This is a genomic window from Propioniciclava sp. MC1683, assembly GCF_014164675.1.
Classification (GTDB): domain Bacteria; phylum Actinomycetota; class Actinomycetes; order Propionibacteriales; family Propionibacteriaceae; genus Propioniciclava.
The window spans coordinates 13,424-39,650 of record NZ_JACJFX010000016.1 but is presented as its reverse complement, the minus strand read 5'-3'; the positions used below and the strand labels follow the sequence as shown (position 1 = coordinate 39,650).

28 protein-coding genes and 1 pseudogene are annotated in these 26,227 nt (G+C 68.5%); 16 read left to right on the top strand and 13 right to left on the bottom strand.

Annotated elements, in window-relative coordinates; genetic code table 11:
* Nucleotides 1–18: 18 nt before the first annotated feature.
* Nucleotides 19–186: a hypothetical protein gene (locus H5397_RS10770; RefSeq protein ID WP_182817408.1), complete on the bottom strand. Its 168-nt coding sequence runs from the start codon at nucleotides 184–186 to the stop codon at nucleotides 19–21.
* Between the two features lie 204 nt (nucleotides 187–390).
* Entirely contained in the window at nucleotides 391–642 is a 252-nt protein-coding gene (locus H5397_RS10765; RefSeq protein ID WP_182817358.1) for a hypothetical protein, read from the bottom strand.
* A 289-nt stretch (nucleotides 643–931) separates the two neighbouring features.
* Here H5397_RS10765 and H5397_RS10760 point away from each other — a divergent pair, with 289 nt between their 5' ends.
* The 6 genes from H5397_RS10760 to H5397_RS10735 all read left to right on the top strand — a co-directional run bounded on the left by H5397_RS10760 (nucleotide 932) and on the right by H5397_RS10735 (nucleotide 7,703).
* Nucleotides 932–1,111 (top strand): FDLD family class I lanthipeptide, encoded by a 180-nt coding sequence (locus tag H5397_RS10760; protein ID WP_182817356.1) that lies wholly within the window; start codon nucleotides 932–934, stop codon nucleotides 1,109–1,111.
* A gap of 9 nt (nucleotides 1,112–1,120) precedes the next feature.
* On the top strand, nucleotides 1,121–2,854 hold the full coding sequence (locus H5397_RS18870) for a lantibiotic dehydratase (RefSeq protein ID WP_182817354.1): 1,734 nt from the start codon (nucleotides 1,121–1,123) through the stop codon (nucleotides 2,852–2,854).
* A complete protein-coding gene (locus tag H5397_RS10750) occupies nucleotides 2,851–4,647 on the top strand; it encodes an ABC transporter ATP-binding protein (RefSeq protein WP_182817352.1) in 1,797 nt (598 codons plus the stop codon). Before H5397_RS18870 ends, H5397_RS10750 begins: the two co-directional genes overlap by 4 nt.
* 40 nt (nucleotides 4,648–4,687) lie before the next feature.
* Entirely contained in the window at nucleotides 4,688–5,590 is a 903-nt protein-coding gene (locus H5397_RS10745; protein ID WP_182817350.1) for a Clp protease N-terminal domain-containing protein, read from the top strand.
* Between the two features lie 50 nt (nucleotides 5,591–5,640).
* On the top strand, nucleotides 5,641–6,282 hold the full coding sequence (locus H5397_RS10740; protein WP_182817348.1) for a response regulator transcription factor: 642 nt from the start codon (nucleotides 5,641–5,643) through the stop codon (nucleotides 6,280–6,282).
* 290 nt (nucleotides 6,283–6,572) lie between these two features.
* Entirely contained in the window at nucleotides 6,573–7,703 is a 1,131-nt protein-coding gene (locus tag H5397_RS10735) for a sensor histidine kinase (RefSeq protein WP_182817347.1), read from the top strand.
* A gap of 9 nt (nucleotides 7,704–7,712) precedes the next feature.
* On the opposite strand, the gene H5397_RS10730 is transcribed toward H5397_RS10735, so the two are convergent.
* The 4 genes from H5397_RS10730 to dnaA form a co-directional block, all read right to left on the bottom strand.
* Nucleotides 7,713–8,237, bottom strand: a complete 525-nt coding sequence (locus tag H5397_RS10730) for a DUF721 domain-containing protein (protein WP_182817345.1) — start codon at nucleotides 8,235–8,237, stop codon at nucleotides 7,713–7,715.
* The gene (gene recF, locus H5397_RS10725; RefSeq protein WP_182817343.1) at nucleotides 8,230–9,429 is read right to left on the bottom strand and encodes a DNA replication/repair protein RecF; all 1,200 of its coding nucleotides are present in this window, start codon (nucleotides 9,427–9,429) and stop codon (nucleotides 8,230–8,232) included. Before recF ends, H5397_RS10730 begins: the two co-directional genes overlap by 8 nt.
* A 1-nt stretch (nucleotide 9,430) precedes the next feature.
* Nucleotides 9,431–10,591, bottom strand: a complete 1,161-nt coding sequence (dnaN, locus tag H5397_RS10720) for a DNA polymerase III subunit beta (RefSeq protein ID WP_182817341.1) — start codon at nucleotides 10,589–10,591, stop codon at nucleotides 9,431–9,433.
* A gap of 444 nt (nucleotides 10,592–11,035) precedes the next feature.
* Entirely contained in the window at nucleotides 11,036–12,424 is a 1,389-nt protein-coding gene (gene dnaA / locus H5397_RS10715; RefSeq protein ID WP_182817339.1) for a chromosomal replication initiator protein DnaA, read from the bottom strand.
* Between the two features lie 343 nt (nucleotides 12,425–12,767).
* Here dnaA and rpmH point away from each other — a divergent pair, with 343 nt between their 5' ends.
* The 9 genes from rpmH to H5397_RS10670 all read left to right on the top strand — a co-directional run bounded on the left by rpmH (nucleotide 12,768) and on the right by H5397_RS10670 (nucleotide 18,625).
* Nucleotides 12,768–12,905, top strand: coding sequence for a 50S ribosomal protein L34 (rpmH, locus tag H5397_RS18290; protein ID WP_182817337.1), 138 nt, complete (start codon nucleotides 12,768–12,770; stop codon nucleotides 12,903–12,905).
* A gap of 16 nt (nucleotides 12,906–12,921) precedes the next feature.
* Nucleotides 12,922–13,257: a ribonuclease P protein component gene (rnpA, locus tag H5397_RS10705; RefSeq protein WP_182817335.1), complete on the top strand. Its 336-nt coding sequence runs from the start codon at nucleotides 12,922–12,924 to the stop codon at nucleotides 13,255–13,257.
* A gap of 10 nt (nucleotides 13,258–13,267) precedes the next feature.
* On the top strand, nucleotides 13,268–13,507 hold the full coding sequence (gene yidD / locus H5397_RS10700; RefSeq protein WP_182817333.1) for a membrane protein insertion efficiency factor YidD: 240 nt from the start codon (nucleotides 13,268–13,270) through the stop codon (nucleotides 13,505–13,507).
* Nucleotides 13,500–14,603: a membrane protein insertase YidC gene (yidC, locus tag H5397_RS10695; RefSeq protein ID WP_182817332.1), complete on the top strand. Its 1,104-nt coding sequence runs from the start codon at nucleotides 13,500–13,502 to the stop codon at nucleotides 14,601–14,603. Before yidD ends, yidC begins: the two co-directional genes overlap by 8 nt.
* A 58-nt stretch (nucleotides 14,604–14,661) precedes the next feature.
* Nucleotides 14,662–15,321, top strand: a complete 660-nt coding sequence (locus tag H5397_RS10690) for a R3H domain-containing nucleic acid-binding protein (protein WP_309224343.1) — start codon at nucleotides 14,662–14,664, stop codon at nucleotides 15,319–15,321.
* A 1-nt stretch (nucleotide 15,322) separates the two neighbouring features.
* A complete protein-coding gene (gene rsmG, locus H5397_RS10685; RefSeq protein ID WP_309224341.1) occupies nucleotides 15,323–15,955 on the top strand; it encodes a 16S rRNA (guanine(527)-N(7))-methyltransferase RsmG in 633 nt (210 codons plus the stop codon).
* Nucleotides 15,956–15,988: 33 nt separating this feature from the next.
* Complete coding sequence (locus H5397_RS10680) at nucleotides 15,989–16,642, top strand: PhzF family phenazine biosynthesis protein (protein ID WP_182817328.1); 654 nt, start codon at nucleotides 15,989–15,991, stop codon at nucleotides 16,640–16,642.
* 120 nt (nucleotides 16,643–16,762) lie between these two features.
* Nucleotides 16,763–17,677 (top strand): ParA family protein, encoded by a 915-nt coding sequence (locus H5397_RS10675; RefSeq protein WP_375539434.1) that lies wholly within the window; start codon nucleotides 16,763–16,765, stop codon nucleotides 17,675–17,677.
* A gap of 15 nt (nucleotides 17,678–17,692) precedes the next feature.
* A complete protein-coding gene (locus tag H5397_RS10670; protein WP_182817324.1) occupies nucleotides 17,693–18,625 on the top strand; it encodes a ParB/RepB/Spo0J family partition protein in 933 nt (310 codons plus the stop codon).
* Nucleotides 18,626–18,691: 66 nt separating this feature from the next.
* Here the strand turns inward: H5397_RS10670 and H5397_RS10665 are convergent.
* The 4 genes and pseudogenes from H5397_RS10665 to H5397_RS10650 all read right to left on the bottom strand — a co-directional run.
* Nucleotides 18,692–19,015: pseudogene (locus tag H5397_RS10665) on the bottom strand (DUF3817 domain-containing protein); the annotation flags it as partial.
* Nucleotides 19,016–19,065: 50 nt separating this feature from the next.
* Nucleotides 19,066–19,809: an SURF1 family protein gene (locus H5397_RS10660; protein ID WP_182817322.1), complete on the bottom strand. Its 744-nt coding sequence runs from the start codon at nucleotides 19,807–19,809 to the stop codon at nucleotides 19,066–19,068.
* Nucleotides 19,806–20,771, bottom strand: a complete 966-nt coding sequence (locus tag H5397_RS10655) for a D-alanine--D-alanine ligase (protein ID WP_182817320.1) — start codon at nucleotides 20,769–20,771, stop codon at nucleotides 19,806–19,808. The genes H5397_RS10660 and H5397_RS10655 overlap by 4 nt, the downstream gene beginning before the upstream one ends.
* Nucleotides 20,772–20,783: 12 nt before the next feature.
* Entirely contained in the window at nucleotides 20,784–22,094 is a 1,311-nt protein-coding gene (locus H5397_RS10650) for a PLP-dependent aminotransferase family protein (RefSeq protein ID WP_309224339.1), read from the bottom strand.
* A 46-nt stretch (nucleotides 22,095–22,140) separates the two neighbouring features.
* On the opposite strand from H5397_RS10650, the gene H5397_RS10645 reads away from it, so the two are divergent.
* Complete coding sequence (locus H5397_RS10645) at nucleotides 22,141–22,638, top strand: hypothetical protein (protein ID WP_182817318.1); 498 nt, start codon at nucleotides 22,141–22,143, stop codon at nucleotides 22,636–22,638.
* A 30-nt stretch (nucleotides 22,639–22,668) separates the two neighbouring features.
* On the opposite strand, the gene H5397_RS10640 is transcribed toward H5397_RS10645, so the two are convergent.
* The 3 genes from H5397_RS10640 to H5397_RS10630 are packed head-to-tail and all read right to left on the bottom strand — an operon-like array spanning nucleotide 22,669 to nucleotide 26,086.
* Nucleotides 22,669–24,093: an FAD-binding oxidoreductase gene (locus H5397_RS10640; protein ID WP_182817316.1), complete on the bottom strand. Its 1,425-nt coding sequence runs from the start codon at nucleotides 24,091–24,093 to the stop codon at nucleotides 22,669–22,671.
* A 32-nt stretch (nucleotides 24,094–24,125) separates the two neighbouring features.
* Nucleotides 24,126–25,424, bottom strand: a complete 1,299-nt coding sequence (locus H5397_RS10635) for an MFS transporter (RefSeq protein WP_255438827.1) — start codon at nucleotides 25,422–25,424, stop codon at nucleotides 24,126–24,128.
* Nucleotides 25,421–26,086, bottom strand: a complete 666-nt coding sequence (locus tag H5397_RS10630) for a bis-aminopropyl spermidine synthase family protein (RefSeq protein ID WP_182817314.1) — start codon at nucleotides 26,084–26,086, stop codon at nucleotides 25,421–25,423. Before H5397_RS10630 ends, H5397_RS10635 begins: the two co-directional genes overlap by 4 nt.
* Nucleotides 26,087–26,227 lie beyond the last annotated feature (141 nt).

The following is a 26,227-nucleotide window of genomic DNA, read 5'->3' as shown; positions in this document are numbered from 1 at the left end:
TCGGTTCACCCCGATGGCTCACCCCATCGTGTACGGCAGGACGAGCCGGCTGGGGTGGGCGGCGTCCCGATAGATGGTGTGGGTGACCGGGCGCCCCACCGGCAGGTGGAACGAGTCCGGGGGCAGCAGGGCGTTGTGCTCGTCGGCCAGGGGCTCGTTGTTGCTCAGCTCGAGGCTTGGTGCCACGCGGTCAGGGCACGGGCGCAGGATCCAGCGGAGCGCCCCATGACGCAAGGTTCTCATAGGCAATCTCGACATCGGGTTCTCCTGCTCAGGACCGATTCGATCCGACTGTCCGGTAGGAATCTTTCAGTTCTGACAATTCCGGCCAGGACTCGAATGGGCAATCCCACGGCCGATGGGGCATGGCAGCGCGCCCGAAGATAGAAGTCAGTCGCCCTGGGGACGCGTGCGGCGCCGGGTGGATGAGAGGGCGTTCCACCCGGCTGCGGCGAGGCTGACGCCGCCGGTCAGGACGAGGAAGGCCACGGCATAGACGCCCCAACCGAGCCAGGGTGCACCAGAACCCCCCCACGTCGAGGCGGGCGGACGTAGCACGAGATAGGCGAAGAAGGCGACGACCATGGCCGCGCCTCCCACGAGCTGGGCCACCGCAAGGGCTGATCGCTTGGTGGTGTGCATGGGCATCCTCCAGGTGTTCGGTCTCGCCACGGTACAACGCCACGAAGCCTGCACCTCACCCCGTCGCGACGCTCGGCCCACGGTGCACCCGATCGATGACACGACCGTCAACCTTCGGGTCGCCAGCCTCCACCGAAAGTCGACCCAGGCGACCGAGCCCTTGTGCCGGACCAAGAGTCCCGAGTGTGATGAAACCGCGGGAACCCCCTCCCGTCGGGAATCCCGATCGACGAATCCAATTCGTCTTTTCGGCGTTCCCACAATCCCCCAAGAAAGGATGTGTTTCGTCATGAGTGATTTCCAGCTCGATGTCCGGATCAGCACGCCGGCGGCCGGCCACGTGGAGCCCGCCTCCTGGACGCCCGCGCGTTCCCGGACCATCAAGTGCACCAAGTGGACCTGCTTCTGTTCCAACACCTGCACGCCCATGTGCACCATCGGGTGCGGCATGGACGAACCGGCCAACTGAGCCCAGACCGTGGTGGCCACCCGACGACGGGGCACCTTCAGCCTCGGGGGGCGCACCTACGGGCGCTTCCATGACATTCTGCCGCCCACGTCGATGACGAACCTCGAGGACTTGTACAGAGCGTGGCACCGTAGTCGCCCCGAGGCCGTGATCGCCGAGTTGTGCTATCTGCCATCGTCGGGGCACGCCGCCAATGTGGCCGTCCGGCCGCTGCTGACCGACCACGAGATCGTCTTGAACGCGGGAGCGACTGCGGACGAGGAGGGCCGCATCTCCCTCGACGAGCTCGAGGTGGGCATCTCCGCCACCCGGATGTTCCTGTGGTGCCGACGTCTCCAACGCGAAGTCGTGGTGATCCAAAGCCACATGTTGAACGAACAGATGGCCCCCAACGTGGCCCGGTTCCTGCTCGACGTGTCGGCCGACGGGTACGTCATGCCGTCCGGCTTCACCTGGGGACGCCTCGAGGGGGCGACCGCCCTGCCCCGCGTCATCCACCGCGACGTGGTGCTGCGCCCCGCCACGTGGACCGTGTCCCGCCGTCTGCTCGCCGCACTGTTCCCCGACCAGTCACTCTCGCCGGAGACGATCGCCCGCTGGCGCCACAGGCACCGGGTTCCCCGCTGGGTCTATGCCGCTGACTTCGACAACCGGCTGCTGCTGGATCTCGATCACCCCGCATGCGTCCGTGAACTCGTGTCGCTCCTCGACGATCCCGCCCACGTCCAGGGCCTGACCATCAACGAGATGCTGCCCTGCTCCGACGGAACGTGGTTGCGCGGCGACGCGGGCGAACGCCACGCCAGCGAGCTGGTCGTTCCCCTGGTGGCCACCGATGCGCACCCCATGCCCGCCCCCATGAGCATCGGGCCTCTGGACACCGGGCAGCGGCACGGGGCCGGAGGGGAGTGGTGCTACTTGGTGTTGTACGCCAACACCGTGGAACAGGACCGCATCCTGATGGAAGAAATCGCAGAGCGGTGCGAAGCCTGGGTGGCCCAAGGCGTGGTCCAGGCTTGGTTCCACATCCGGTACATGGATCCGCGGCCCCACCTCCGCCTGCGGATCAGGCGCGCTGTCGGCGCAACGGCTGCCCAGCTCGTCGGTCAGGTCGTCGAACTGGCCGAGGATCTGGTCGGGCGGGCACGCGCATCCCACTACAGCTTGCTGCCCTATGTTCCGGAGGAGGCCCGCTATGGGGGCTCCGACGTGTTCCCGATCGTGGAAGAGACCTTCCACGCCTCGAGTCGTCTTGCTGTGGCCCTCCTGCCGTTCCGTGAGGACTGCGGAGGCGCGTTCACCAACGAACAGGTGGGCATGGCCGCCGTGCTCGCCTTGTTCAGCCAGTGGGGCTGCACACCCGACCAGTTGAGCGACATGTTGCCCACAGGGCAACCCTCCGACCGCATGCGAGCAGCGCTGAGAAGTGACGCCCGCAGGCTCGTCAGTCTGGCCGAAACCGTCACGGGCGGAAACCCTGACCCGGCCCTGGACGACCTTCATGTCGCCCTGCGCATCGGGGAGGCGGAGCACCGCCGAGCCGGAGACGCCGTACGTCTGGCCGAGGTGGAGGGGCGCCTGCGCGGGGACCACAAGACCCTCATCGGCAGTCTGGCCCACATGCTCGTGAACCGCCTGCTGCCCATCGACCTTGGTCGCGAAGCGGAGATCTACTTCCTGTGCCACGAGGTATTGCGCACGCTCCGCAGCCGTCAGGCGGCCCGGGACAGGGGGTTGTTGTGAAGGGTCTGGGGCGTGCCGCCCTGCGCACGGCGTCCGAACAGAGGGACGGGCACAGCGTCTGGCACGACTGGATCAGCGCCTTCCGCCTGCTGTGGTCGACCGGACCCCTCACGATCCTGGGGATCATCCTCCTCACCGTGGTCGCGGCCTCCCTTCCGGCCGTCCAGGTGCAGGCCTTGGCCTGGGCAGTCCAGGCGGTCGCGGACGGGATCACCCAGGCTGATCGCTCCTCGGCCGTCCGGGCGGTGGCGCTGCCCGCAGCCCTGCTCGCCGGCGTGATGCTGGCGGCCCATGTCCTCGGTATCGCCACCCAGTACCTGTCCCACGTCATGCAGCTCAAACTGGGCGCGCTGGTCAGCGAACGGCTCATGGAGGTGGGGACGCGCCTGGAACTCGAGGTTGCTCGTGAAGCACTCACGCTCGTGTCGGTGGCCGTGGTCATCATGGGGTGGAACCCCTGGATCGCCCTGTTGGTGATCCTGTCCCCCATCCCGGCGGCCATCGGCACCATGTGGTTCGGCGCCATCTCTTACCAGATCGAGTACGACCGCGCGCCGGGACGGCGTCTGCTCAGCTACCTGCAGCACCTCACCACCAGGGACCACTCCTTCAAGGAGGTGCGCCTGTTCGGGCTGGGCGCCCACCTGATCAACCGCTACCGCGGACTCGTCCGCGAGTTCCTGGCGGTCGATCGCAGCATCGCCGCGCGGCAGGCATGGGTCCTGGGCGGGCTGGGGCTGGTCACGGTGGTGGGAGCGGGCGCTGCGATCACGGCGGCCCTGTTCCTCGCCCTCGACAACGGTCGCCTGGGGGAACTGGCCGGCTACCTGCAGGCCCTCACCACCATCAACGCCTCGATGCTGGCGCTCCTGGCGGCTGTCGGCGGCCTCTTCGAGCTGTCACTGTTCCTGGGCAACCTGTTCGCGGTCTTCCGGATGCCCCGGAACCGTGAAGGCACCGGTGGGCTCCCCTTCCCCCGGACACTGAAGCAGGGCATCGAGTTCCGCAACGTCTCCTTCACCTACCCCGGGACCACGCGGGAGGTCCTCCACGACGTCAGCTTCCGCATACCCGCGCGCACCTGCGTCGCCTTCGTGGGGCGAAACGGCTCCGGCAAGACGAGCGTGGTCAAGCTCCTGACGCGTCTCTACGAGCCGACGTCGGGCCAGATACTGCTCGAAGGGCGCCCGATCGAGGAGTACGACCTCGACGCCTACCGAGCCAACATCGGGGTCATCTTCCAGGACTTCATCCGCTACGAGATGAGCGTGCGGGACAACATCGGGTTCGGGCGTGTCGATGAGCTGGCACACCCCACGTCCATTGCGGGGGCTGCCGCAGCTGCGGGGATCGACGCCGAGATCCGACAGATGGAGCACGGCTACGACACCACGCTCGGACGGCACTTCGTGGCCGGGCGTCAGCTCTCCGGCGGCCAGTGGCAGCGGATGGCCCTGGCCCGGGCCTTCGTGCGGAAGGCGCCCATCGTGGTGCTCGACGAACCGACCGCGGCCATCGATGCCGAGTCCGAACGCGAGATCTTCGAGCGGTTCAGGGAGCAGACGCGGGACGCCAGCACCTTCCTGATCGCCCACCGGTTCTCCACGGTGCGCATCGCTGATCGTGTGGTCGTGATCGACGGTGGCCGCATCATCGAGCAGGGCACCCATGAGGAGCTCCTTGCCGTGAACGGACAGTACGCCCACCTCTACCACCTTCAGGCCTCCGCCTACGGCGACCCGCAGCCGACGTCCCTGGACATCGAAGAACAAGGGGTCGCGAGCCCGTCCTGACAGTTCAGCACCCCATCACCCAGCAACAGGGAGGACCCCCATGACACTCAACCTCGCCAACCTGTGGACGACGGCCGCCCACCGCGAGGCGCTGCGCCTCCGGGCGACGCGGATCGACCGTGCCCACCTCTACCTCGGCCTCCTCCAGACCGGCGGCGATGCAGCCCGGCTGCTCGGCACGCACGGGATCAGCCTCGACTCCGCGAGGACACATGTCGTCGCCCTGACCGGTCCCGCTACCGGGCCGGCGACCCACCCCAAGGCGACACTGCCCCTCACACCGCCGGCGCAGGCCCTGACCGAGGAGGCCCTCCGGACGGCCCCCGGGACCGCTGCGCTGTTGATGAGTCTGCTCGAGGACCCGTCAGGCGTCGTGACACGCCTCGTGGAAGCGGCCGGCCTTCGCCCGGCGATGCTCACCGCCGAACTGGACGTGACGGCCGTCGACCCCTTCGTCCCCACGGTAATCCCCGGAGCCCCCGTGGAGCTACCCGCACCTGCTCGGGTCCAGCGACTCACCTGGTACGTCTCCGTCCCGGGGGCGACGGTCACCGACGCCCTGATCCGACCCGACTCGTTGGACTGGTGGGCATACGATCCCACCCGTGCCACGCGCTCCGGGGACGGCACCACCATCCACCACCACCAACGAGGCGGGGACACCTCGGTTCACATGCACCCCAGCAGCCGCCAGGAGGACGGTGCCTCCATCGTCGTGTGGCGCGCCGAACTGGTCGAGGGGCCACGCGCCGGTCAGCTCCTCACGATCGACCGGTTCGAGATCCGGCGGGCCACCGGTGGATGCCACATCACGCGGGTCGCCGCTCGACGTTCGTTCGGCCTCATCGGGCGCGCCATCGTGCCCCTGACCGACCGCGTCTACGCGCGGACCCTGATGCAAGCGGCCTCGAGCATCACCTACGGGGTCAACGAACAGGGCTGAGCAACGGGCTGGCTGACGCAACTCCCGGCGCGGACCCGCACATTGGGTTCATGTCACCCCACATCCGCGTCCTCCTCGCTGAGGATGACCCCCTCGCCCAGCGCGCCATCGAGACGTATCTCGCCCGTGCCACCGACCTCGAACTGGTGGGGATCGCCTCCGACGGCGCCGAAGCCGTTCGCTTGGCCGAGGAACTGCTGCCCGACGTGGCCATCGTCGACCTGCACATGCCGCACTTGGACGGGATCGAAGTCACGGCGCGGATCACGGCCCTACCGGTGAACTGCCGGGTTGTCTGCTTCACGGCTCTTGGCGATGACCGGTCCCTGGTGAGGGCGCTGGAGGCTGGCGCCTCCGGCTTCCTCCTGAAGTCCGACAACCCGGGCCTGGTCCTCCACGGCGTGCGCAGCGCGTACAGCGGTGACGCGCTCGTGTCGCCCAAGCTCGTCGCCTCCCTGCTCCGGACGGTCGCTTCGCGACACACCCCTCCGCCGGACCACCTCACGGACAGCGACAAGGAACTCCTCGGCCACGTCGGTCGCGGGTTGAGCAACGCCGAGATCGCCGAACTCCTGTTCCTGTCGCCCAGCACCGTCAAGACCTATGTGTCCCGACTGCTGAGCCGCCTCGAGCAACCCAATCGCGCCGCGCTGGCCGCACTGGCCCACACCTGGGGGCTCGTCCCACGCTGACGAGGCGTCACCCACCCGAAGGTTGACCGGGTGAACCACCCCGGTCGACAAAGCATCCTCCCGGGTAGACCCGGTCCACCACAGCCTCTCCGTCGTGCCTACCGTGGGGCCGTAATCCCCACCCGAGAAAGGCACCCCATGACCGAGGCCGTGATCGCCCTGTCCCCGACCGTCCTGTTCCTTCGTCCGCCCCTGACGCTCCTGCTCAGGGATCGGACCAGCTGGATCTGTCGGGTGATCCCGATCCGCTGCCCCCGGTAAGGTCCCAGCCGACCCGCTAGACTCCGGGGGTGTTCCCGCCGCACACCCCTCGCGAGGAGCCCGCTGAAAGACTGGCCCTCAGCTACCTCGCCGAGCCCAGCCTTGCCCTACTCAGCTTCCTTTTCGTCTTCACGATCCAGCACAGTTTCGAGACGTCTCCATGGGCGTGGGTCACAGCTGGGGTCATCCACTTGGCGGCTGCCGGGTCCGGACGTTGGCCGGTCCCGGCGGCCGGTCTGGCCCTCGTGGCTGTCGGGGTTGAACTGTTCATCCCCGCGGCGGAGACGACGACGGCCTCCATTGCGCTCCTCATCAATGCAGCCTCAGCGGCGGCACGCAACCACCGGTTCTCGGTCGCGCTGACCACCGCCATGATCACTGGCTCCTTCGTGGGGCTCGTCCTGCACCTCGACAACTTCGACCCGACGCTTCGGTCCTTCACGCCCTTCGCCGTCACGACGTTGGTGGCCGTCGGTGCCGCCCTGCTGTGGCGGCTCGCTGCCGCTCGCCTCTCCCACCAGCGGGAGGAGTCACGCCTTCGAATCGAGGAGCTCCGGCTCGAACTTGCCCGGGAGCTGCACGACACGACCGCCCAGAGCCTGTCCCACGCCGCCATGCGCGCATGGATGGCCGCGGAGGACCCCGGCGTCCCGGACGCGACCCGTGACGAGTTGGGTCGCATCGCAGAGGACTGTGCCTCAGCAGCGAGGGACCTGCGGCAGCTGTTGTCGTCCCTCCGAGATGGCCACCCGTCCGTCATCCCCGCGACGATCCTCCCCGGCCCCGACGCCCTCACGACCATGATCGAGGACCAAGCTGAGCGCCTCCGCCTGCATGGCCTGATCGTCCACACCGACATCCGCCTGGGAGCGGTGTCCCCAGCCCGTTCCGCCACCTTGGCCAAGATCGTCCGTGAGGCGACCAACAACATCATCAAGCACGCCCCCTCGGGCTCGACCTGCTGGTTCTCCGTGTACGAGGAGGACGGGCTCTTGCACGGGTTGTTCGTCAACCGCACCCGTTCCAAGCGGATCGGCGCCAAAGGGTTGGGGCTGATCGGCATGGAGGAGCGCCTCCGTCTGCTCAACGGGACGGCCGAGGTGTCGTTGGTGAACGGCCAGTGGCGCACGCACGTGACGCTCCCCACCGGCCAGCGCTGACCTGGCGTACTACCCGTAGGTGTCCCGCGGGCCGCGCCCCTTCACCGAGCGCGGCCCGTGGCGCCAGCTCGGCGCCTCCGGCCCCAGGATCTGCACGCGTTTGACCGTGCCCTGGCCCAGGGTGGCGTTCATCTTCGCGACGATCTGCGGCGCCATCAACCGCAGCTGGGCGGCCCAGTTGGTCGACGTCGTCCGCACGACGACGACCCGATCGCGGTACGCCTCGGGCGTGGAGTGCTGCGCGACGGCGTCCCCCACCAGCTCGGCCCAGCGGCCCAGCAGCAGGTGGACGTTCACCTGGGTGCCCCAGCCTCGATCCTCGATGACGCCCTCGAGCGCCTCACCCAGGCTCAGCGGCTCGCCCCTCTCCTTGCCGGACGCCCCGCGCCCCGGTCCGGCCTTCTTCCGCAGCTTCTTGCGCGGGGGTGGCGCGGGCGCGAACCGGCCGGCCGCGGCCGCGACCTGGCGCGCGAGGTCGAGCCCCGTCGGGTCGAACGGGACGGCCTCGGTCTCGTCGTCGGGCAGGTCACTCATCGGCATCCAGCGTGACAGTTCCCTCGTGGATGATCCAGCGCTTGCCGGCCAGTGACGCCGGCACATCGGAGGCGACCGCGGCGGTGATGATCACCTGCTCCGCACCGGCGATGCGCTCGGCCAGGCGTTCGCGACGCACTTCGTCGAGCTCGGCGAACACGTCGTCGAGGATGAGCACCGGCTCGACACCATCGGCACGCAGCAGCGCGTAGGCGCCCAGGCGCAGCGACAGGGCGAACGACCAGGACTCCCCGTGCGAGGCGTACCCCTTGGCGGGGAGGTGCCCCAACGACAACACCAGGTCGTCGCGGTGGGGGCCGACGAGCGTGACGCCGCGGGCGACCTCCTCCTGGCGGCGATCCAGCATGCACTCCTTCAGCAGGGCGGCAACCTCGTCGGGGGTGGCGGTGGTGATGTGCCCTTCGACAAGCTCAGGGACCGAAGGGCGAAGGGGCTCCCCCGGCGCCGGATCCAGACCGAGCGAGCTCGACCGGTAGGCGACCACCGCATCGTTGTTGCTGGGCGCGATCGCCAGGTAGGCCTCGGCGACGAACGGCGCCATCTCAGCCAGCGTCTGCAGCCGGGCCGCGATGATCTCGCCGCCGAGGGTGGCGAGTTGGTCGTCCCAGACGTCGAGGGTCGCGGCAGCGTCGGGGAACGTGGACCCACGGCGTCCGGACAAGGACTTCAGCAGCATCGACCGCTGGCGCAGCACGCGGTCGTAATCGGCGCGCACGCCGGCCAGCCGCGGCCAGCGCTGGGTCAGGAGGTCGTCGATGAAGCGGCGCCGGTCGGAGGGGTCGCCCTTGACGAGGGCGAGGTCCTCGGGTGAGAAGAGCACGACGCGCAAGGCGCCGAGGATGTCGCGCACGCGGCGGAGTGGTCCGCGGTTGAGCGACGCCTTGTTCGCCCGGCCCTGGTGGATCTCGATCTCCAGCCCCAACGCGCGGGGGTCGTCCAGCCCGGCCTGCACGCGGGCCCGGACGATGGCCCGGGGTGCGCCGAACCGGATCAGCGGGGCGTCCGAGGCGACGCGGTGCGAGCCCAGCGTGGCCAGGTACTCGATCGCCTCGACGAGATTGGTCTTGCCCTGCCCGTTGCGTCCGGTGAGCGTGGTGACGCCGGGCGCGAGGCTGAGTTCGGCGAACTCCCAGGAGCGGAAGTCGGCCAGGCTGAGCTGGGTGACGAACAACCTACTGGGGCAGGCGCATGAGCATGATGACGTGCTTGTAGTCGGTCGACGGCTCACCGTCGAGCTCAACCAGCGGCGTCAGCAGGCAGGGCTTGCCGGGCGCGGTGAAGGCGAAGTTCACGCACGGGGTGTCGAGCGCGTTGAGGGCGTCGAGCAGGTAGTGGGGGTTGAAGCCGGCCGCGGTCATGGCCACGCCGTTGCCCGTCTCGTCGACGACGGTCGCCTCGACGGCCTCGACCGCCTGCGCCTGGTCGCCCGTGGCGGCCTCGAGCGTGATGTGGTCGTCGTTGATGACCATGCGCAAGCTCGTGTTGCGCTCGGCGACCAGGGCGACGCGCTTGACGGCCGCGACGATCTCGGAGGTGTTCGCCCGCACGGTCACGCTCGGCTGGACGTTCATCAGGTGGCGGACCTTGGGGAACTCGCCGTCGAGCAGGCGGGTGGTGATCTGGCGGGTGCCGTTGGTGCCCTCGCCCTCGAAGCCGATCAGGCCGTCGCCGCCCTCACCGGAGGACAGGCTGAGGGAGATCTTCTCGCCCTGGGTCATCGACTTGCTCGACTCGGCGAGCACCTTCGCCGGGACGAGCGCGGCCGCCTCGGTGTTGCGCGAGGTCGGGTTCCAGGGCAGCTCCTTGAGCGCCATGCGATAGCGGTCGGTCGCGAGCAGGCTGAGCGTGTCGCCCTCGATCTCGACGCGGACGCCGGTGAAGACCGGCAGCAGCTCGTCGCGTCCGGCGGCGACGACGACCTGGGAGACGGCCTGGGCGAACGTCTCGGGGGTCACGGTGCCGGTCGAGACAGGCATCTCGGGCAGGTCGGGGTACTCGCCCACGGGGAGCAACTGCAGCGTGAACCGCGCCGAACCACAGGTGATCTCCATCTTGGAGGTGTCGGCCTCGAGGTCGACCGGCTTGGCGGGCAGGCTGCGCGCGATGTCGGCCAGCAGGCGGCCGGACACCAGGGCGACGCCCTCGTCCTGCACGTCGGCGGCGATCGTCACCTTGGCGGAGGTCTCGTAGTCGAAGCTCGACAGCACGACCTGGTTGCCGGCCGCCTCCATGCGCAGGCCCGCCAGGATCGGCACGCTCGGCCGGTTGGGCAGGCTGCGGGCCACCCACTGGACGGCGTCGGCCAGGATGTCACGCTCGACACGAATCTTCACTGATGCTCCCAGGTCACGGTTCGACGGCACCCGCGTGGGAGCTTCGTCGTGAATGCTCCTTCGGGTGGCTGCTCTGCCGATCCTATCCTGACTGTGCGGGTGCGGTTGGTTACCCACACCCGGGCAGGTTCGTGAGGTTTAGGAGATGGAGATGTCTTTCTTTTCCTTGTCGTAGTAACGCCTGTGGATCCCGTGGACGAGCGGCGTTTGCTGCTGTCAGCTCGGCGATTCGGGGTGGGACGCCGGTGTGGGCAACTCGGAACTACACGGGGAGGATTTGTGGAGGCCGTTTCCGCCCCGTTCCTCTTTCCACAGGATGATCCACTTCTCCACAGGGTTTTGGGGAGAACTTCCCCAGTGCGGCGGTGGCGCGACACTCAACCGGGACAGGAACTGACAGGGCTTCGGTGTCAGGAGGGTGAGTGTCGCCCCGAGGGGCCGACATCAGCGAGCCGAGGCCGCCTGCTTGATCCGGTTGGTGAGCTCGGTGACCTGGTTGTAGATCGTGCGACGCTCGGCCATCAGCTGGCGGATCTTCTTGTTCGCGTGCATGACCGTCGTGTGGTCGCGGCCGCCGAAGAGGCGCCCGATGGCGGGCAGCGAGAAGTCGGTGAGCTCGCGGCACAGGTACATCGCGATCTGGCGCGCCGTCACCAGCACGTGGGTGCGCGCGGGGCCGCAGAGGTCGTCGACGGTGATGTTGAAGTAGTTCGCGGTCTGGCTCATGATCAGCGGCGGCGTGATCTGGGCCTCGACGCCCTCGGGGATGAGGTCCTTCAACACCTCCTCGGCCAGGCGCAGGTCGACGGGCTGGTGGTTCAGCGACGCGAACGCCGTGACGCGGATCAGCGCGCCCTCGAGCTCGCGGATGTTCGTCGCGATCTTGTCGGCGATGAACTCGAGCACCTCGGGGGTGGCGACCAGGTTCTCGGCGGTCGCCTTCTTCCGCAGGATCGCGATGCGCGTCTCGAGGTCCGGCGGCTGGATGTCGGTCAGCAGGCCCCACTCGAACCGTGAGCGCAGCCGGGGCTCCAGGGCCTCGAGCGCCTTCGGCGGGCGGTCGGAGGTCATCACGATCTGCTTCTGCGCGTTGTGCAGCGTGTTGAACGTGTGGAAGAACTCCTCCTGCGTCTGGATCTTGCTCTCCAGGAACTGGATGTCGTCGATCAGCAGGACGTCGATGTCGCGATAGGTGCGCCGGAACTCGACCGTGCGGTTCTCGGAGATCGCGTTGATGAAGTCGTTCGTGAGCTCCTCGGTCGAGACGTACTTGACCCGCACCTGGGGGAAGTACTGGCGCACGTAGTGGCCGATGCCGTGCAGCAGGTGGGTCTTCCCCAGCCCGGACTGCCCGTAGATCATCAGCGGGTTGTACGACTTGCCGGGCGCCTCGGCCACCGCCACCGCCGCGGCGTGCGCGAAGCGGTTCGACGAGCCGATGACGAAGTTCTCGAACGTGTACTTGGGGTTCAGCCGGTCGCCGTTGCCGATCGCAGTCGGCGCCGAGCCGGCTCCCAGCGTGGGCGCGTCCAGCGGCAGCTCGGGGGACGCCGTGGCCGTCGCGTCCGCCAGGTCGGTCTCCAGGGAGGAGTCGACGGAGACGGCGAGGTGGATGGGGCGTCCGAAGTGGCCGGCCAGCGTCGACTCGATCCAGTCGCGGTGGCGCACGGCCACCCGCTCACGGGAGAAGTCGTTGGGCACCGCCACGACCAGGGTGGACTCGTGCAGCGCCAGCGGCTGCGCCGCCTTGACCCAGGGCTTGACCGGGTCGGGGGCGAGCGAACAGACCTGACCCCATGCTGCGACGAGGGCCGAGGACCCGTCCTGCGTCATGGATCACGTCCCCTCGGGTGGTGCTGGTGCCTCGATCGTCCACATCCCTGTCCACATCGTGTGGACAAGGTACGACACGAGCGGCACGCGCCCGTGTGGTGGGGGCGTACTACGGCGGTCGTGGTGGGTTACGCTATCCCCAAGCGACGAGCCCCGGCAAATGGTCCTCCACAAAGGCGGATGGTCCTCGGCGTGTCGCCTCGACTTCCGCTCCGCGGCGCCCCAGTTTGCCCAGACACCCCCTCCCCGCGTAGAGTTGCGTGGTCGCCGCCTCGGCGACGCCTGTGTCCGCGTGGGCACAGTCGATCCGCACCCGTGGTCACAGCAAGTTAGGGAGATTGGCGTGAGCAAGCGCACTTTCCAGCCGAGCAACCGGCGTCGCAGCCGCACCCATGGCTTCCGCCTCCGCATGCGCACCCGCGCCGGTCGCGCCATCCTGGCGGACCGTCGTCGCAAGGGCCGCGTCCGCCTCGCCGGCTGACGTCACCCCTGCCGCGGTGTTGCCCGCACCCCACCGACTGCGCGCCTCGGACGAGTTCCGCTCCGTGGTGCGCAGCGGCGTCCGGGTCGGCAGGCCGACCCTCGTGGTGCACGCCCTGGCCAAGCAGAGCCCGCCGTCACGTGCGGGCTTTGTCGTGTCCAAGGCCGTGGGCAACGCCGTCACCCGCAACCGCGTGAAGCGGCGCCTCCGGCACCTCGTCTCGGACGCCCTCGGCTCGGCTCCCCAGCCGGTCGACGTGGTGGTCCGCGCACTGCCGCCCGCGGCGTCCGGACCCCTCGTCGAGGACTTCACCGGCGCCTGGCGCACCGCGCTGGGAAAGCTGGCGGCGTGAGGTCGCGGCCATGAAGTACCTGCTCATCGGCCTGTTGAAGGCGTACCGCGCGGTGATCAGCCCGCTGTACGGCGATGTCTGCAAGTTCTACCCCACGTGTTCCTCCTACGGGCTGGATGCGATCCGCACCCACGGCTCGGTCAAGGGGACGTGGCTCACCCTGAGGCGCCTCGTGCGCTGCCATCCCTGGTCGCTCGGGGGCTACGACCCCGTGCCGGCCGCTGACGCACAGAAGGTGCACCATGTTTGACGCCATCGGCGGCTTCTTCGACATGCTCATGCAACCCATCTACTGGGTGATGTCGGGCATCCTCGTGGGCGCCCACAGCCTGTGGTCCATGGTTATGGACCCGAACTCCGGCTGGACGTGGGTCCTCGCCATCGTCTCGCTCACCGTCGTGGTGCGGACGCTGATGATCCCGCTGTTCGTGCGGCAGATCAACAGCTCCCGGTCCATGCAGCTGGTGGCCCCGAAGGCGCGCGCCCTCCAGGAGAAGTACGGCTCCGACCGCGAGCGGTACGGCCAGGAGGTCATGAAGCTGTACAAGGAGGAGGGCGTCAACCCCGCCGCCTCCTGCCTGCCGCTGCTGCTGCAGATGCCGGTGTTCCTCGGCCTGTTCTACGTGCTCAACGGCGCCGCCCGCGGCACGCCCGTCGGCACCTGGTTCGTCGAACGCCCCCACCTGGTGGAGTCGCTGCAGAAGTCGAAGATCTTCGGCACCGAGATCTCCGCGACGCTGGCCCAGAACGGCTTCGTGTTCGGCCCGACGCTGTTCGTCGCCGGCTTCCTGATCATCGCGATGACCGCCTCGCTGTTCTTCATGCAGCTGATGATGATGCGGAAGAACATGCCGCCGGAGTCGCTCGAGGGCCCGTTCGCGCAGCAGCAGAAGATGATGCTGTACCTGTTCCCGGCGATCTACCTGTTCACCGGTGTCGCGTTCCCGATCGGCGTCATGATCTACTGGCTCGCCTCGAACCTGTGGACCATCGGCCAGCAGTGGATCCTCATCCACAACAACCCGACCCCGAACACCCCGGCGTTCATCGACTGGGAGGAGCGGATGAAGGCCAAGGGCAAGGACCCGGCCGAGATCCTGCGCCAGCGCGCCGAGAAGACCGGCCGCAAGCGTGGCGGCCCGGTCGCCACCGCCGGCGACCCGACGAAGGTCGCCCGCCAGGGCCGCACCGGCAGCACGTCCGCGCCGGCGGCCAAGGCCGACGACACGACCACCACGGACGCCGCGGGCTCGGCCCCGCGTCCGGTCAAGCGGCAGCAGCCGTCGAAGAACACCCGTGCCAACCGCAAGCAGGCCCGCCCGCGCAATCCGGGCGCGTCCACGTAAGGAGTTACACATGAGCGAGGACCTGGACACCACCGTGGCTGTCGAGGAGGAGGCCCCCGTGGCCGAGGCCGTCGAGTTCGTGGGCGAGCCTGTGACCGACGAGGTCGAGGCCCCCGTGGTCGCCGAGGGTGACGACGCGCCGGTCGAGTCCTCCGAGGACTCCGCCGCCTCCCCCGCGTCCGCCGACGAGGTCGACGAGGCCGACACCGACGAGGACGCTTCGGAGGCGGGCGAGGCTGCTGCCCCGCGGATGAGCAAGCGCGAGGAGGCCCTGACCAACGAGGGCGAGATCGCCGCCGACTACCTCGAGGAGCTGCTCGACATCGCCGACCTCGACGGCGACATCGACACCTTCAACGAGGGCGGGCGCGCCCACGTGTCGATCATCACCGACTCCGACGCCCTGGTGGGCAAGGACGGCGAGGTGCTCGACGCCCTGCAGGAGCTGGCCCGCCTCGCGGTGATGACCGAGACCGGCCACCGTTCGCGCCTCATGCTGGACGTCGCCGGCTATCGCGACAAGCAGCGCTCGATGCTGCAGGACCTGGCGGCCGACGCGATCTCCGACGTCCAGGAGAGCGGCGAGCCCGTCCGCCTCACGCCGATGAACCCCTACCAGCGCAAGATCGTGCACGACGCGGTCGCCGCCGCCGGGCTCGTCAGCGAGTCCGAGGGCGAGGAGCCCAACCGCCGCGTGGTCGTCCTGCCCAAGGCCTGACGTGAGCGTGCCGGACGCCGCGGCGTCCGTCTTCGGCGACGAGCTGGGGCGGGCGACCGCGTACGCGGACCTGCTCGCCACCCGCGGCCTCGAGTGGGGCCTGATGGGCCCCCGCGAGGTGGACCGCATCTGGGACCGGCACGTCCTCAACAGCGTGGCCGTGGGTCACGCGATCGCACCCGGGTCGTCCGTCGTGGACGTCGGCAGCGGGGCCGGCCTGCCCGGCATCCCGCTCGCCCTGGCCCGCCCCGACCTGCGTGTCACCCTGCTCGAGCCGCTGCTGCGCCGGGCCAACTTCCTGACCGGCGTGGTCGAGGAACTCGGCCTGGGCGAGCGGGTCGAGGTCGTGCGTGGGCGCGCGGTCGGGCCCGACGACAAGGACCCGCTCGGCCACCACGCCCAGTACGACGTGGTCACCAGCCGCGCGGTCGCCGCACTGCCCCGGCTCCTCGCGTGGTGCGTCCCGCTGATGGCGCCGACCGGGTCGATCGTCGCGTTGAAGGGGTCGTCCGCCGCGGCCGAGGTCTCGGACGCCGCCGCCGACGTGGCCCGCCACCGGCTGAAGGCCGAGGCGATCCCCGTCACCACCCACGACGGTGCGGACCCGACCTGGCTGGTCGTCTGCACCCGGTGACCCGTCCGGGTGGCCGGCGATAGGGTCGGGAGCATGCGCCCCGTTGACCATGTCCTACGAGTCTTCACCGATGCCGAGGGCCGCTTCGGCAACTTCTTGGGGGTCTTCCTCGACACCGCCGCCTGGAGCGACGAGTTCTGCCAGTCCCGCGCGGCCGACCTGGGCTTCAGCGAGACGGTGTTCGTCGACGACATCCGCACCGGCCGGATCCGGATCTTCACCCCGACCGTGAAGCTCGGCTTCGCCGGGCATCCCACGGTGGGTGCTGCGTGGCTCATCGACCACCTCGGCCACGAGGTGCACACGCTCGAGTGCGAGGTGGGCACCGTGTACAGCGTGGCCACCCAGCTCGGCGCGACCGTGCTCGCCGACCCCGCGTGGAGCCCGCCGATCGACCTGACCCAGGTGGCCTCCCCCGAGGTCGTGGACTCCTACCGCCCGTGGGAGGGGTCGCACGAGTACGTGTGGGCCTGGATCGACGAGGCCCGCGGCATCGTGCGCGCGCGTGCGTTCGTCGACGAGGTCGGCATCGAGGAGGACGAGGCCACCGGTTCGGCGGCGATCCTGCTGGCCGCGCACCTCAACCGGGCGCTGCGGATCCATCAGGGTGTCGGCTCGCGCATCGATGTCGGACCCACCCACACGAGCAAGGTCGCGCTCAGTGAAGACGTGAAGCTAGACCGATAGAGCGGTATGTCGACAAAGAGTCGTAACGACTTCGAGCCCCTCAGTCGGGTGTGCCGACTGTGTTGTCATGCCGGTCCGGTAGATTGAGCAGGTCATCTCCTGTGAAAGGAAGGACGACCTGTGACGTCTTCCCCCGCCTCCCCGCGCCGAGCATCGTTCGCCGTGGCAGAGGATGCCGTGACCGAGCCGGATGCGCCGGACGATCTCGCCCCCGGTGTTTCACGTGAAACACCCACACTCCCCCAGCCCGGTTCTCCCCGCATCATGGTCGTCGCCAACCAGAAGGGCGGGGTTGGCAAGACCACGACCGCGGTGAACATCGCGGCTGGCCTGGCCTCGGGCGGTCTTAAGGTCCTCGTCGTGGACATCGACCCCCAGGGCAACGCCTCGACGGCCCTCGGGGTCGAGCACAGCGAGGGAACGCCGGGCACGTACGAGGTGCTGGTGGACCAGGAGCCGATCATCGACACGGTCCAGCGCTGCCCCGACCTCCCCGGGGTGTGGGTCCTGCCCGCCACGATCGATCTCGCAGGAGCCGAGATCGGCCTTGTGGCCACCGTTTCACGTGAAACGCGCCTCAGAATGGCCCTGGATGCCTTCTTCGACCACTACTACGTGGACTACGTCATCATCGACTGTCCCCCATCCTTGGGGCTGCTCACCCTCAATGCCCTGGTGGCCGCCCATGAGATCATGATCCCGATCCAGTGCGAGTACTACGCGCTGGAGGGCGTCACCCAGCTCCTCCGAACCATCAACCTGGTCAAGGGACGCCTCAACGACGGCTTGGTGCTGTCGACGGTGCTCCTCACCATGTTCGACGGGCGCACCAAGCTCGCCGCCGAAGTCGCCGCCGAGGTGCGGAAGCACTTCGAGCGGGAAACCTTGGAGACCGTGATCCCCCGCTCGGTCCGGATCGCGGAGGCACCCTCCTACGGGCAAACCGTCCTCACCTACCAACTCAACTCCGTCGGCGCGCAGGCGTACCTCGCGGCAGCGACGGAGATCGCCGAGCGCGGCGCAACCGGATTCTGATCGAAAGGCACCACCATGGCAGCACCACGTCAACGCAGCGGCCTCGGACGCGGGCTCGGCGACCTGATCCGCCCCACGACGCCCGAAGAGGCGCCCCAGCCCACCGCTGAGGTACCCGATACGCCCGACCTGGTGGCCGCACCGGCGGGCGCGAGCTTCGGCGACATCCCCGTCGACCAGATCGTCCCGAACCCGAAGCAGCCCCGACAGGTGTTTGATGAGGACGACCTCACCGAGCTCGTCGAGTCCATCCAGGAGGTCGGCCTCCTGCAGCCCATCGTGGTGCGTCGCGTCACCGACGGCTACGAACTCGTCATGGGCGAGCGCCGACTCCGCGCGACCAAGAAGGCCGGCCTCGCGACCATCCCGGCGATCGTGCGCGACACCGCCGAGCACGACCTGCTGCGGGACGCACTCCTCGAGAACCTCCACCGCGTTCAGCTGAACCCGCTGGAGGAGGCCGCCGCCTACCAGCAGATGCTCGACGACTTCGGCTGCACCCAGGAGGAGCTGGCAACCCGGATCAAGCGGTCACGGCCCCAGATCTCCAACACCATCCGGCTCCTGCGCCTGCCGGCGCCCGTCCAGCGACGCGTAGCGGCCGGCGTGCTCGCGGCCGGCCACGCCCGCGCGCTGCTCGCCCTGAGCGACCCCGTGGAGCAGGAGCGCCTGGCCCAGCGGATCGTCGCCGAGGGCCTGAGCGTGCGCAGCGTCGAGGAGATCGTGGCGGTGGGGGAGCGTGGCACGAAGACCCGCCGGTCCCCGGTGCTGCGTGCGCCGTCGCCGCGGGCCGTCCACCTGGCCGAGACCCTGACCGACAGCCTCGACACCCGGGTCAATGTCCAGATCGGCAAGAAGCGTGGCCGGATCACCATCGAGTTCGCCGGCGAGGAGGACCTCGACCGCATCCTCGTCGTCCTACGCGAAGGCGTCACGACAAACCAATAACAGGTTAAAACGCTAAGTCGACAAATCGCTGGGTGGACAAGCCCGGCGAGGTGGCGGAGAGCTGGCTCAGTGCTGGCCCGGGGCCTGCAGCTCGGCGATGCGCTCGCGGACGTCCTTGGTGGCGTAGTGCTCGGCCACGAAGGAGAGGAAGGGGATCGTCCCGGCGAGGGCGATGAGGCCGAGGCGCAGCCAGGGCCAGCGCACGCGGCGTCCGAGGTCATAGGCCGTGATCAGCAGCACCATGTACAGCCAGCCGTGGGGCACGCCCGTGGCCACCACGACGGCATCGTTGCCGCCGAAGTACTTCAGGGGCATGCCCACGACCACGAGCACGACGAGCAGGATGCCGACCACCCAGGCCATCACGCGGTACCGGAGCAGGGCCCCCTTGATGCCGGGGACCTCCTCGAGTTCGATGGGGCTGTCGTCGACCGACATGCTCATGCGGATGCATCCTTCCTGATCACTTCGAGGGCGGCAGCCTCCTGCGCCTTGCGCTCGCGGACGCCCATGCTGTGGGCCAACTTGATGGCCATGCCGAGGCCGAAGGCGGCGAACACCCACCACTGGAGGGCGTAGCCGCTGTTCTGGGCCGACCCCTCGCCGGTCGGCAGGTTCACCGGTGCCTGGGCGAGGCCCTGCTCCTCGGAGTCGGCCCCGCCGAGCGTGATGAACCCGGGCACGAGGTTCGACCACTCCTGGGCGAGCGCGGGCATGCGCACCGAGGCCAACTGGCCATCGGGTACCTGCACCGCGACCCCGCGGTCGTCGAGCACGTTGCCCTCGCCGGGTAGGAACAACCCGGTCTCGGTGACCTGCCCGGCGGGCGGGGGAGTGATGTCCGACTCGGAGGGCGTCAGGCCGCGCACCACGGGCAGCGTGCGGCCGTCGACGACCTCGAACGCCCCGAGCACGCGGTACCCGCCCTCGCCGGGGATGAGGATCTGGTGGTCGGGCAGGTAGCTGCCGGTCACCGTGACCTGCTTGCCGTAGATGTCGGCGAGGGACGCCTCGCTGCCGAGGTGGTCCTCGAGCGGGACGGCGGCCTGGGCTGCGCGGTCCTCGACCGTCTTGTTGCCCTTGTCGACGAAGACCTGCATCTGCCACAGGCCCAGGAACACCATGACCAGGGCGCCCACGACGCCCACGAGGAGGATGAGGACCTGCTTCAGACGCGTGCTCATGCCGGCTCGGTGCCCTCCGCCCGACGACGGGCCACGGCGACGAGCGCCGAACAGACCTCGGCGAACGACGAGTCGGACGCCTCGATGCCCTGGGGCAGCAGCGACGTCTCGGTCATGCCGGGGGCCACGTTCACCTCGATGAACACCGGCTCCCCGTCGCAGACGATGATGTCGGTGCGGGAGAGGTCCCGCAGGCCCAGGGCCTGGTGGGCGGCCAGCGCGAGCTCGGCGCAGCGGGCCGCCTCGGCGTCCGAGATGTCGGCCGGGGTGACGAACCGGGTCTCGCCGGCGGTGTAGCGCGCGGTGTAGTCGTAGACGCCCGAGCGCGGCTGGATCTCGACCGCGGGCAGCGCCTGCGGGCCGTCGCCGAGATCGATGACCGAGACGGAGACCTCGGTGCCCTCGATGAACTCCTCGACGATCGCGATGTCGCCGTACGCGAACGCGGCCACGATCGCGGCCGGCAGCTCGGACGCCTGCGTCACCTTCGTGCAGCCAAGCGCCGACCCGCTACGGGCGGGCTTGACCATCATCGGGAAGCCGATCTGCTCGCCGAGGGCGGCGATCAGGTTGGCGGCGCCCAGCTCGCGGAACATGTCGTGGGGCAGGGACGACTGCCGCGGCGTCCGGAACCCCGCCGCGCGGGCGGCGACGACCGGGGTGCTGACGGCCTTGTCGAACGCGATGCGGGACGCCGGGCCGGTCGAGCCGACGTACGGGACGCCGAGCAGGTCGAAGACCGAGCGGAGGGCGCCGTCCTCGCCCGCGCCGCCGTGCAGCACCGGGAAGATGACGGGGTCCTCGACCGAGGCGATGGTCTCGAGGAGGGAGGCGTTGACGTCGGCCTCGAGCACCGTGTGGCCCGTCTCGCGGAGGGCCTGGGCGACACGGCGCCCGGACCGCAGGGAGACGTCGCGCTCGTGCGACAGCCCACCGGCGAGGACGATGACGTTGTCGGACACTGGGGCGACTCCTTAGCTGATGTCGGGCGCGGGGCCGAGGTTGGGTGCGTGGCGGTGGTCGTCGGAGCGCAGCCCGAAGGTGACGTGCATCTCGAGCTCGTCGGCGATGGCCTTGCCGAGGCGCCGGGTGCCCTCGTAGATGCGCTCGGGCGTCGGGAAGCAGTACGACAGGCGCATGTTGCGGCTGCCGAAGCCGTCGGCGTAGAACGCGGTGCCGGGCACGTAGGCGACGCGCTCGTTCACCGCGCGGGGGAGCAGCGCCTGGCTGTCGAGGCCCTCGGGCAGGGTGACCCAGACGAAGAAGCCGCCGTTGGGGGAGGTCCACGTGGTGCCGGGGGGCATGTGGGCTGCCAAGCCGTCGAGCATGGCGTCGCGGCGGGCCTGGTACATGCTGCGGAACGTGTCGATCTGGCCACGCCAGTCGAAGTTCTCCAGGTAGTTCGCGATGGCGAACTGGCTGAAGACCGGCGGGGAGAGCACCGCCGCCTCCTGGGCGATGGTGAGGCGCTCGCGCACCGCGTGCGGGGCGAGCACCCAGCCCACCCGGAAGCCGGGGGCGAACGTCTTGGAGAACGAGCCGAGGTAGATGACCTGGTCGTCCATCGAGCGCATCGCGTCGATCGGCTCGCCCTCGATGGTGAGGAGGCCGTACGGGTTGTCCTCGACGATGAGCAGGCCGAGCTCGTTGGCGACCGCGAGCACCTCGCGGCGGCGCTCGAGCGGCTGGGTGATGCCCGTGGGGTTGTTGAAGTTCGGGATCGTGTAGAGGAACTTCACGGCCTTGCCCGCGGCGCGCAGCGAGACGACCGCTTGGCGCAGCGCCTCGGGGACGAGACCCTGGTCGTCCATCTCCACGTGGTGGATCTGCGCCTGGTAGGCGTTGAACGTGCCCATCGCACCGACGTAGCTGGGCGCCTCGGCGAGGATCACGTCGCCCGGGTCGATGAAGATGCGGGTGACGAGGTCGAGGGCCTGCTGGCTGCCGCAGGTGATGACGACGTCGTCGGCGTTGGCGGTGATCGCCTCCTCGGCCATCACCTCGACGATCTTCTCGCGCATGAACAGCTCGCCCTGGCCCGAGCCGTACTGCATGGCCTGGACGCCCTTGGTCTGGACGAGCTGGTCGAAGGAGGCCCCGAGGTTCGCCAGCGGGAGGTCGGCGATGTTCGGCATGCCGCCGGCGAGGCTCACGACCTCGGGGCGGTTGGCGACGGAGAAGAGAGCTCGTACGGCCGAGACGGTCATGGAACCGGTCCGGTCTGCATACTGGTCGATGTACGGATCCAGCCGCGTGTCGCGGCGGGACTGTTCGAGTGAGCTCACCCGGCCATTGTTCCACTTCGTGGGCGGGGGCTGAACGGAGGTGCACGTGCGGTCACTGGTGGCCCTCGACAGCGTCGACCTGCGCACCCTCGCCTGCCCCTGGTGCGGCCGTACGCCGCAGGGCGCGACCTTCGGGTGGAAGGCGGTCCGCGACGGTCAGGTCGTGGGGGCGCTGGCTGCAGCGCCGGCGTCCGAGCTCGGGGGGCCCTACCCGCAGGGTTCGGTGGTCGTCGTGCAGGCCTGGGTGCGGCGCGAGGACGTGCGCGAGCTCATCGGCACCCAGCTCGTGCACCGCGCGTCGGCCGTGCTGGTGCAGCGCAAGGTGCGTTCCCTCGTCGCGCCGGGCACGTTCGGGGTGCCCGACTGCCGGCACCTGCCGGGGGTGTTCCTCGGCAGGCTCGGCTTCGTCGAATCGGTCGCGGGGCGGCAGTGGCGCCTCGACCTGCGGCGCACGGTGGTGGTCCCGGACGCCGTCCGCTCGGCCGTGTCCGGCTTCGCGCGGCTGCTGCGCCCGGGGCGTCCGGTGCAGGCGAACCGTGAGTGATGGACTCATCGGTGGGGGAAGGCGCTGGCTTCAGCGATCCGCCCATCCGTCCAAGTACGAGAGGATCTCTCGGCCCAGCTCCGTAGCGGGCGAGATGAAGGCCAGGACTTCGGGTGGAACGGCATGGCCACCCCACGCGTCATAGGCGTCCTCAGTGTCACGCCGGAAGAACTCCGCCATCTGCCCGTGCAAGCCCGCCACCCCGGGATCCAACTCGTGTTCGGCGAGGACCGCCAGGTGATGCATGACCGTGTCTTCCACCGTCTCGGATCGAGGGGTTGTGATTGAGGGACTGCGCGCAGGAGTCCAAGCCGGGGGGAGTGCGGGAGTGCCATGCAGGATTTCAACCACGATTGCGTCAGCCAACTCGGGGGCCATGGTGAGCCCGTCGCGGTACGTTCCGGTCATCAGCCAGAGACCCTCGATGGGTGTCATGCCCACGATGGGCAGCAGGTCGAATGGAATCGGCCGATTGGCGGCGCGGACTTCTGCAATGCCTGAGGCAGCAAGTTGGGTGTTGATCTGAGTGCGGGCACAGCGTGCCAGAAACTCGACGTCACTCATGCTGAGGCGAACCCATGGTTCGGACAACACATTGTTGGTGGCACCGACATACAGGTGGTCTTGTCCCGTGGGTAGCACGTGGAGTCCGCAGGCGAAGGCCCGGTTGGGGGTACGGATGCATGACCTCACGCCGCGGGCGCGCCTGCCCTCGAGCACGATGGCGCCACCCGCCCCGGGGAGCAGGGGCGGGATCAGATTTCGTATGCTGGGCGGGAGGATCTGACGTGAGGCGACCCCGGCAGCTATGACAACGTGTGCGGCAGTTGTCACTTCTCCGTCCGACGTCTCGACACCAATGAGTTGGTCTTCGCGGACAAGCGGTCGAGCGGCCCGCGGTACGACGGTCACGTTCGGGAAGCGACCCAACCGCTCCAGGCTCCAGCCGTGCAGCGCGGTTGTGTCCAGGGTCAACTCGTCCGGGATATGGAGGACGCCGTGGGGACGCGCCAACGGGGACGGGGCCAGCCCTGGAACGTCTGACGCATCAACCGTCTCGTAAGCCACCTGGTTCTGGTTCAGTTCCGACTGGATGGCGTGGAAGTTGAGATCCTCCAACTGATGGGACACTGTGTTTCGAACAACGAAACTCCCCCGCCCGCTGATGACCGGGACGTCATTGAAGCGGGCATCTTCCAAGGCGTCGACCCAACGTTTGCGGGCTCGCGTGGCCCATTGCACGTGGACTTGATGACCAAGGCGCTCGCGTCCTCTCGCTGTCGTCTCACTCCAGGGCGCAATCATCGCGCCAGCAGCCCGAGACGCCGCCGGGAATATTCGCCCCGCGAAGACTGTCACGCTCAAGTCCGGGGCCTGAGTTGCCAGCGTGTCGGCCAAGGCCAGACCTAACGCACCGTCGCCCAGCACGATGACATCTGTTGTCCGGGTCGTCATGCTCCTGCCTCCATCTTGTCGGTCAGACTGTCTCAATCGCTGTCGGTGGGCGCGGGGGGAGAACCGGCCAGTCTTTCTCCTGAAGGAGCGTGATGCGCCTCAGTGGCCCCATCTTGGGTGCCGTTGGCGTGCGAAGGGTTGTCCAAGTACTTCCGTGCGACCGGCAGCCACGTCAGGGCGAGTACGAGGAGAACTAAGCCCAGACCGATGCTGGTTGCCGTTGGGCTGATGTCCGCGCCCCAGCCGAGCACAGGATTCACCGCGATTCCGATCAGACTGCCCAAGGTGCTCATGAGACTCAGCACGGTGCTCCTCCGCCGTGAGTCAACGAGCTTGTTGGCGATCGCTCCCATCACCGGGCCGCGGGCATTCATACCGACGATGACGAGGAAGAAGCCGGCAATGGTGGCAGCGGGATGTGGCAAGGACATCAACAGGAAGCCGATCCCCCCCAGCGCGGTTGCGAGGAAGAGTGCGCCAGCCCGCCCCAGGCGAGCCTCGAACAGGTCCGCGAAGTGGTTGCAGACGGCGGCAAGGAGGAGCGCGGCCGCCACGAGCGACCCCCACCAAGAAACGGGGATGGCCCCGGCGGTGAACAGTGGTTGGTTCAGCGTGTACACGGAGTTGAACAGGACGAACCCAGCACTGGCAGCGACGGAGACGTACAGGAGAACCGGGCTGCGGAAGATCAAACGTAGTGCACCGCCGACTTGTCGGATGGGGGTCGGATCGCCGTGCTCAGCTGGGTCTGGTGCACAGGCAGGCAGGAACCAGGCGATCACTGCTGCCAGCCCTGCAGCTACGGCGCTCAGGATCGCAGGCAGGTCGATGCTGATGGTGGCCAAGCCACCGCCGACGACGGCCGCGAGCACGCCTGCAGCAATACCGAGGGAGCTGAGGTGCCCGAACACACCGACCGCGGCCTCATCCGCCCCGTCCCCCATGGATTCGTAGACATAGGCGTCCTCGATGCCGCTGAGTAAGGCGAGGCCTATCCCGCTCAATGCGAAGGACAACGCGAACATTGCGAAGTGCTGTCCCACTGCGAACAGGACTTCGGCCGCAGCATTGAAACCGTAGCCGGCCATGATTGCCCAACGCCGGTCAATTCGGTCTGCCCATACCCCGGCGGGTACTTCCGTGGCCAGAATGCTGGCCAGCAGGACGCTCTCCAGCCAGAAGATCTCAGTGAAAGAGAGCCCCCGGCTCGTCAAGAAGAGTGCGCTCACGGGGACGTAGAAGCTGAGGGCTGCGGCGATCTGAGACAGCGCCAGAGTGGCCAGGGGCCGATTGCGCCAGACTCTGTGTCGCGGACGAGGAGGGACACTCATCGGTTGGTCTCGATCTCGACATAGGGGACAGGTAGCGAACTGGGCAGGGCCATCCTCTCGAAGACCCAGAGGTCAGTGGTGGTATCAGCCCATGAAGGCGACGGGTACCGCTTGATGCGCTCTTGGGATCGAACTGGAACCAGGTCTCGGCGCGCCAGCCCAGCCAGGAGGGATGCCCACCGACGTCCGAGTCGGTGCATGTTGACCGACAGGTACACGCGTACCCCCTCCTCGTCTCCCAGGTGTTCATGCACGCGATTCAGCCAGTGATTGAGGGCGACAGAACCATCCGCGGGGTCGAGAACGACTGCATCGAACTGCCCCGCTTCGAGGGGGCGCCGGACATCCCCCAGGACGAAGGACAGGTCTGCCTCAACGGTGGCCAGACACTGACCGATACGCTCATCCACGTCGACCACGGTCACTGAGAAGCCCGCCAGTGCAACAGCTTCGGAGACGAGGTCGTCGTCACCGAGGAAAAGAACCCTGCCGCCGTAGGGGAAGTCTCTGCAGATCTCCTCAGCGACCCGGTCGCGGCTGGCCACGTCGCATGTCAGTTGGCCGTAGTCGACGTTGCTCTCCAACGGAGGTAGTCGAACTTGCGGATTCTTCAACGAAGAGATGGGCGCAGGGGCCGGACCGATGCCGTCGATGATGGTCATGATTCGGTCGTGCAGGCGAGTCAGACCACCCACTCCGACGTTTCCCGGGTGAAAGATCGAGGCTTCGGCCAGCAGCCGATCGGCTTGGGGTTGAGTCCAGCGATACCAAGATCGCCACGTGTATCGGGCAAGGGCCGCTCC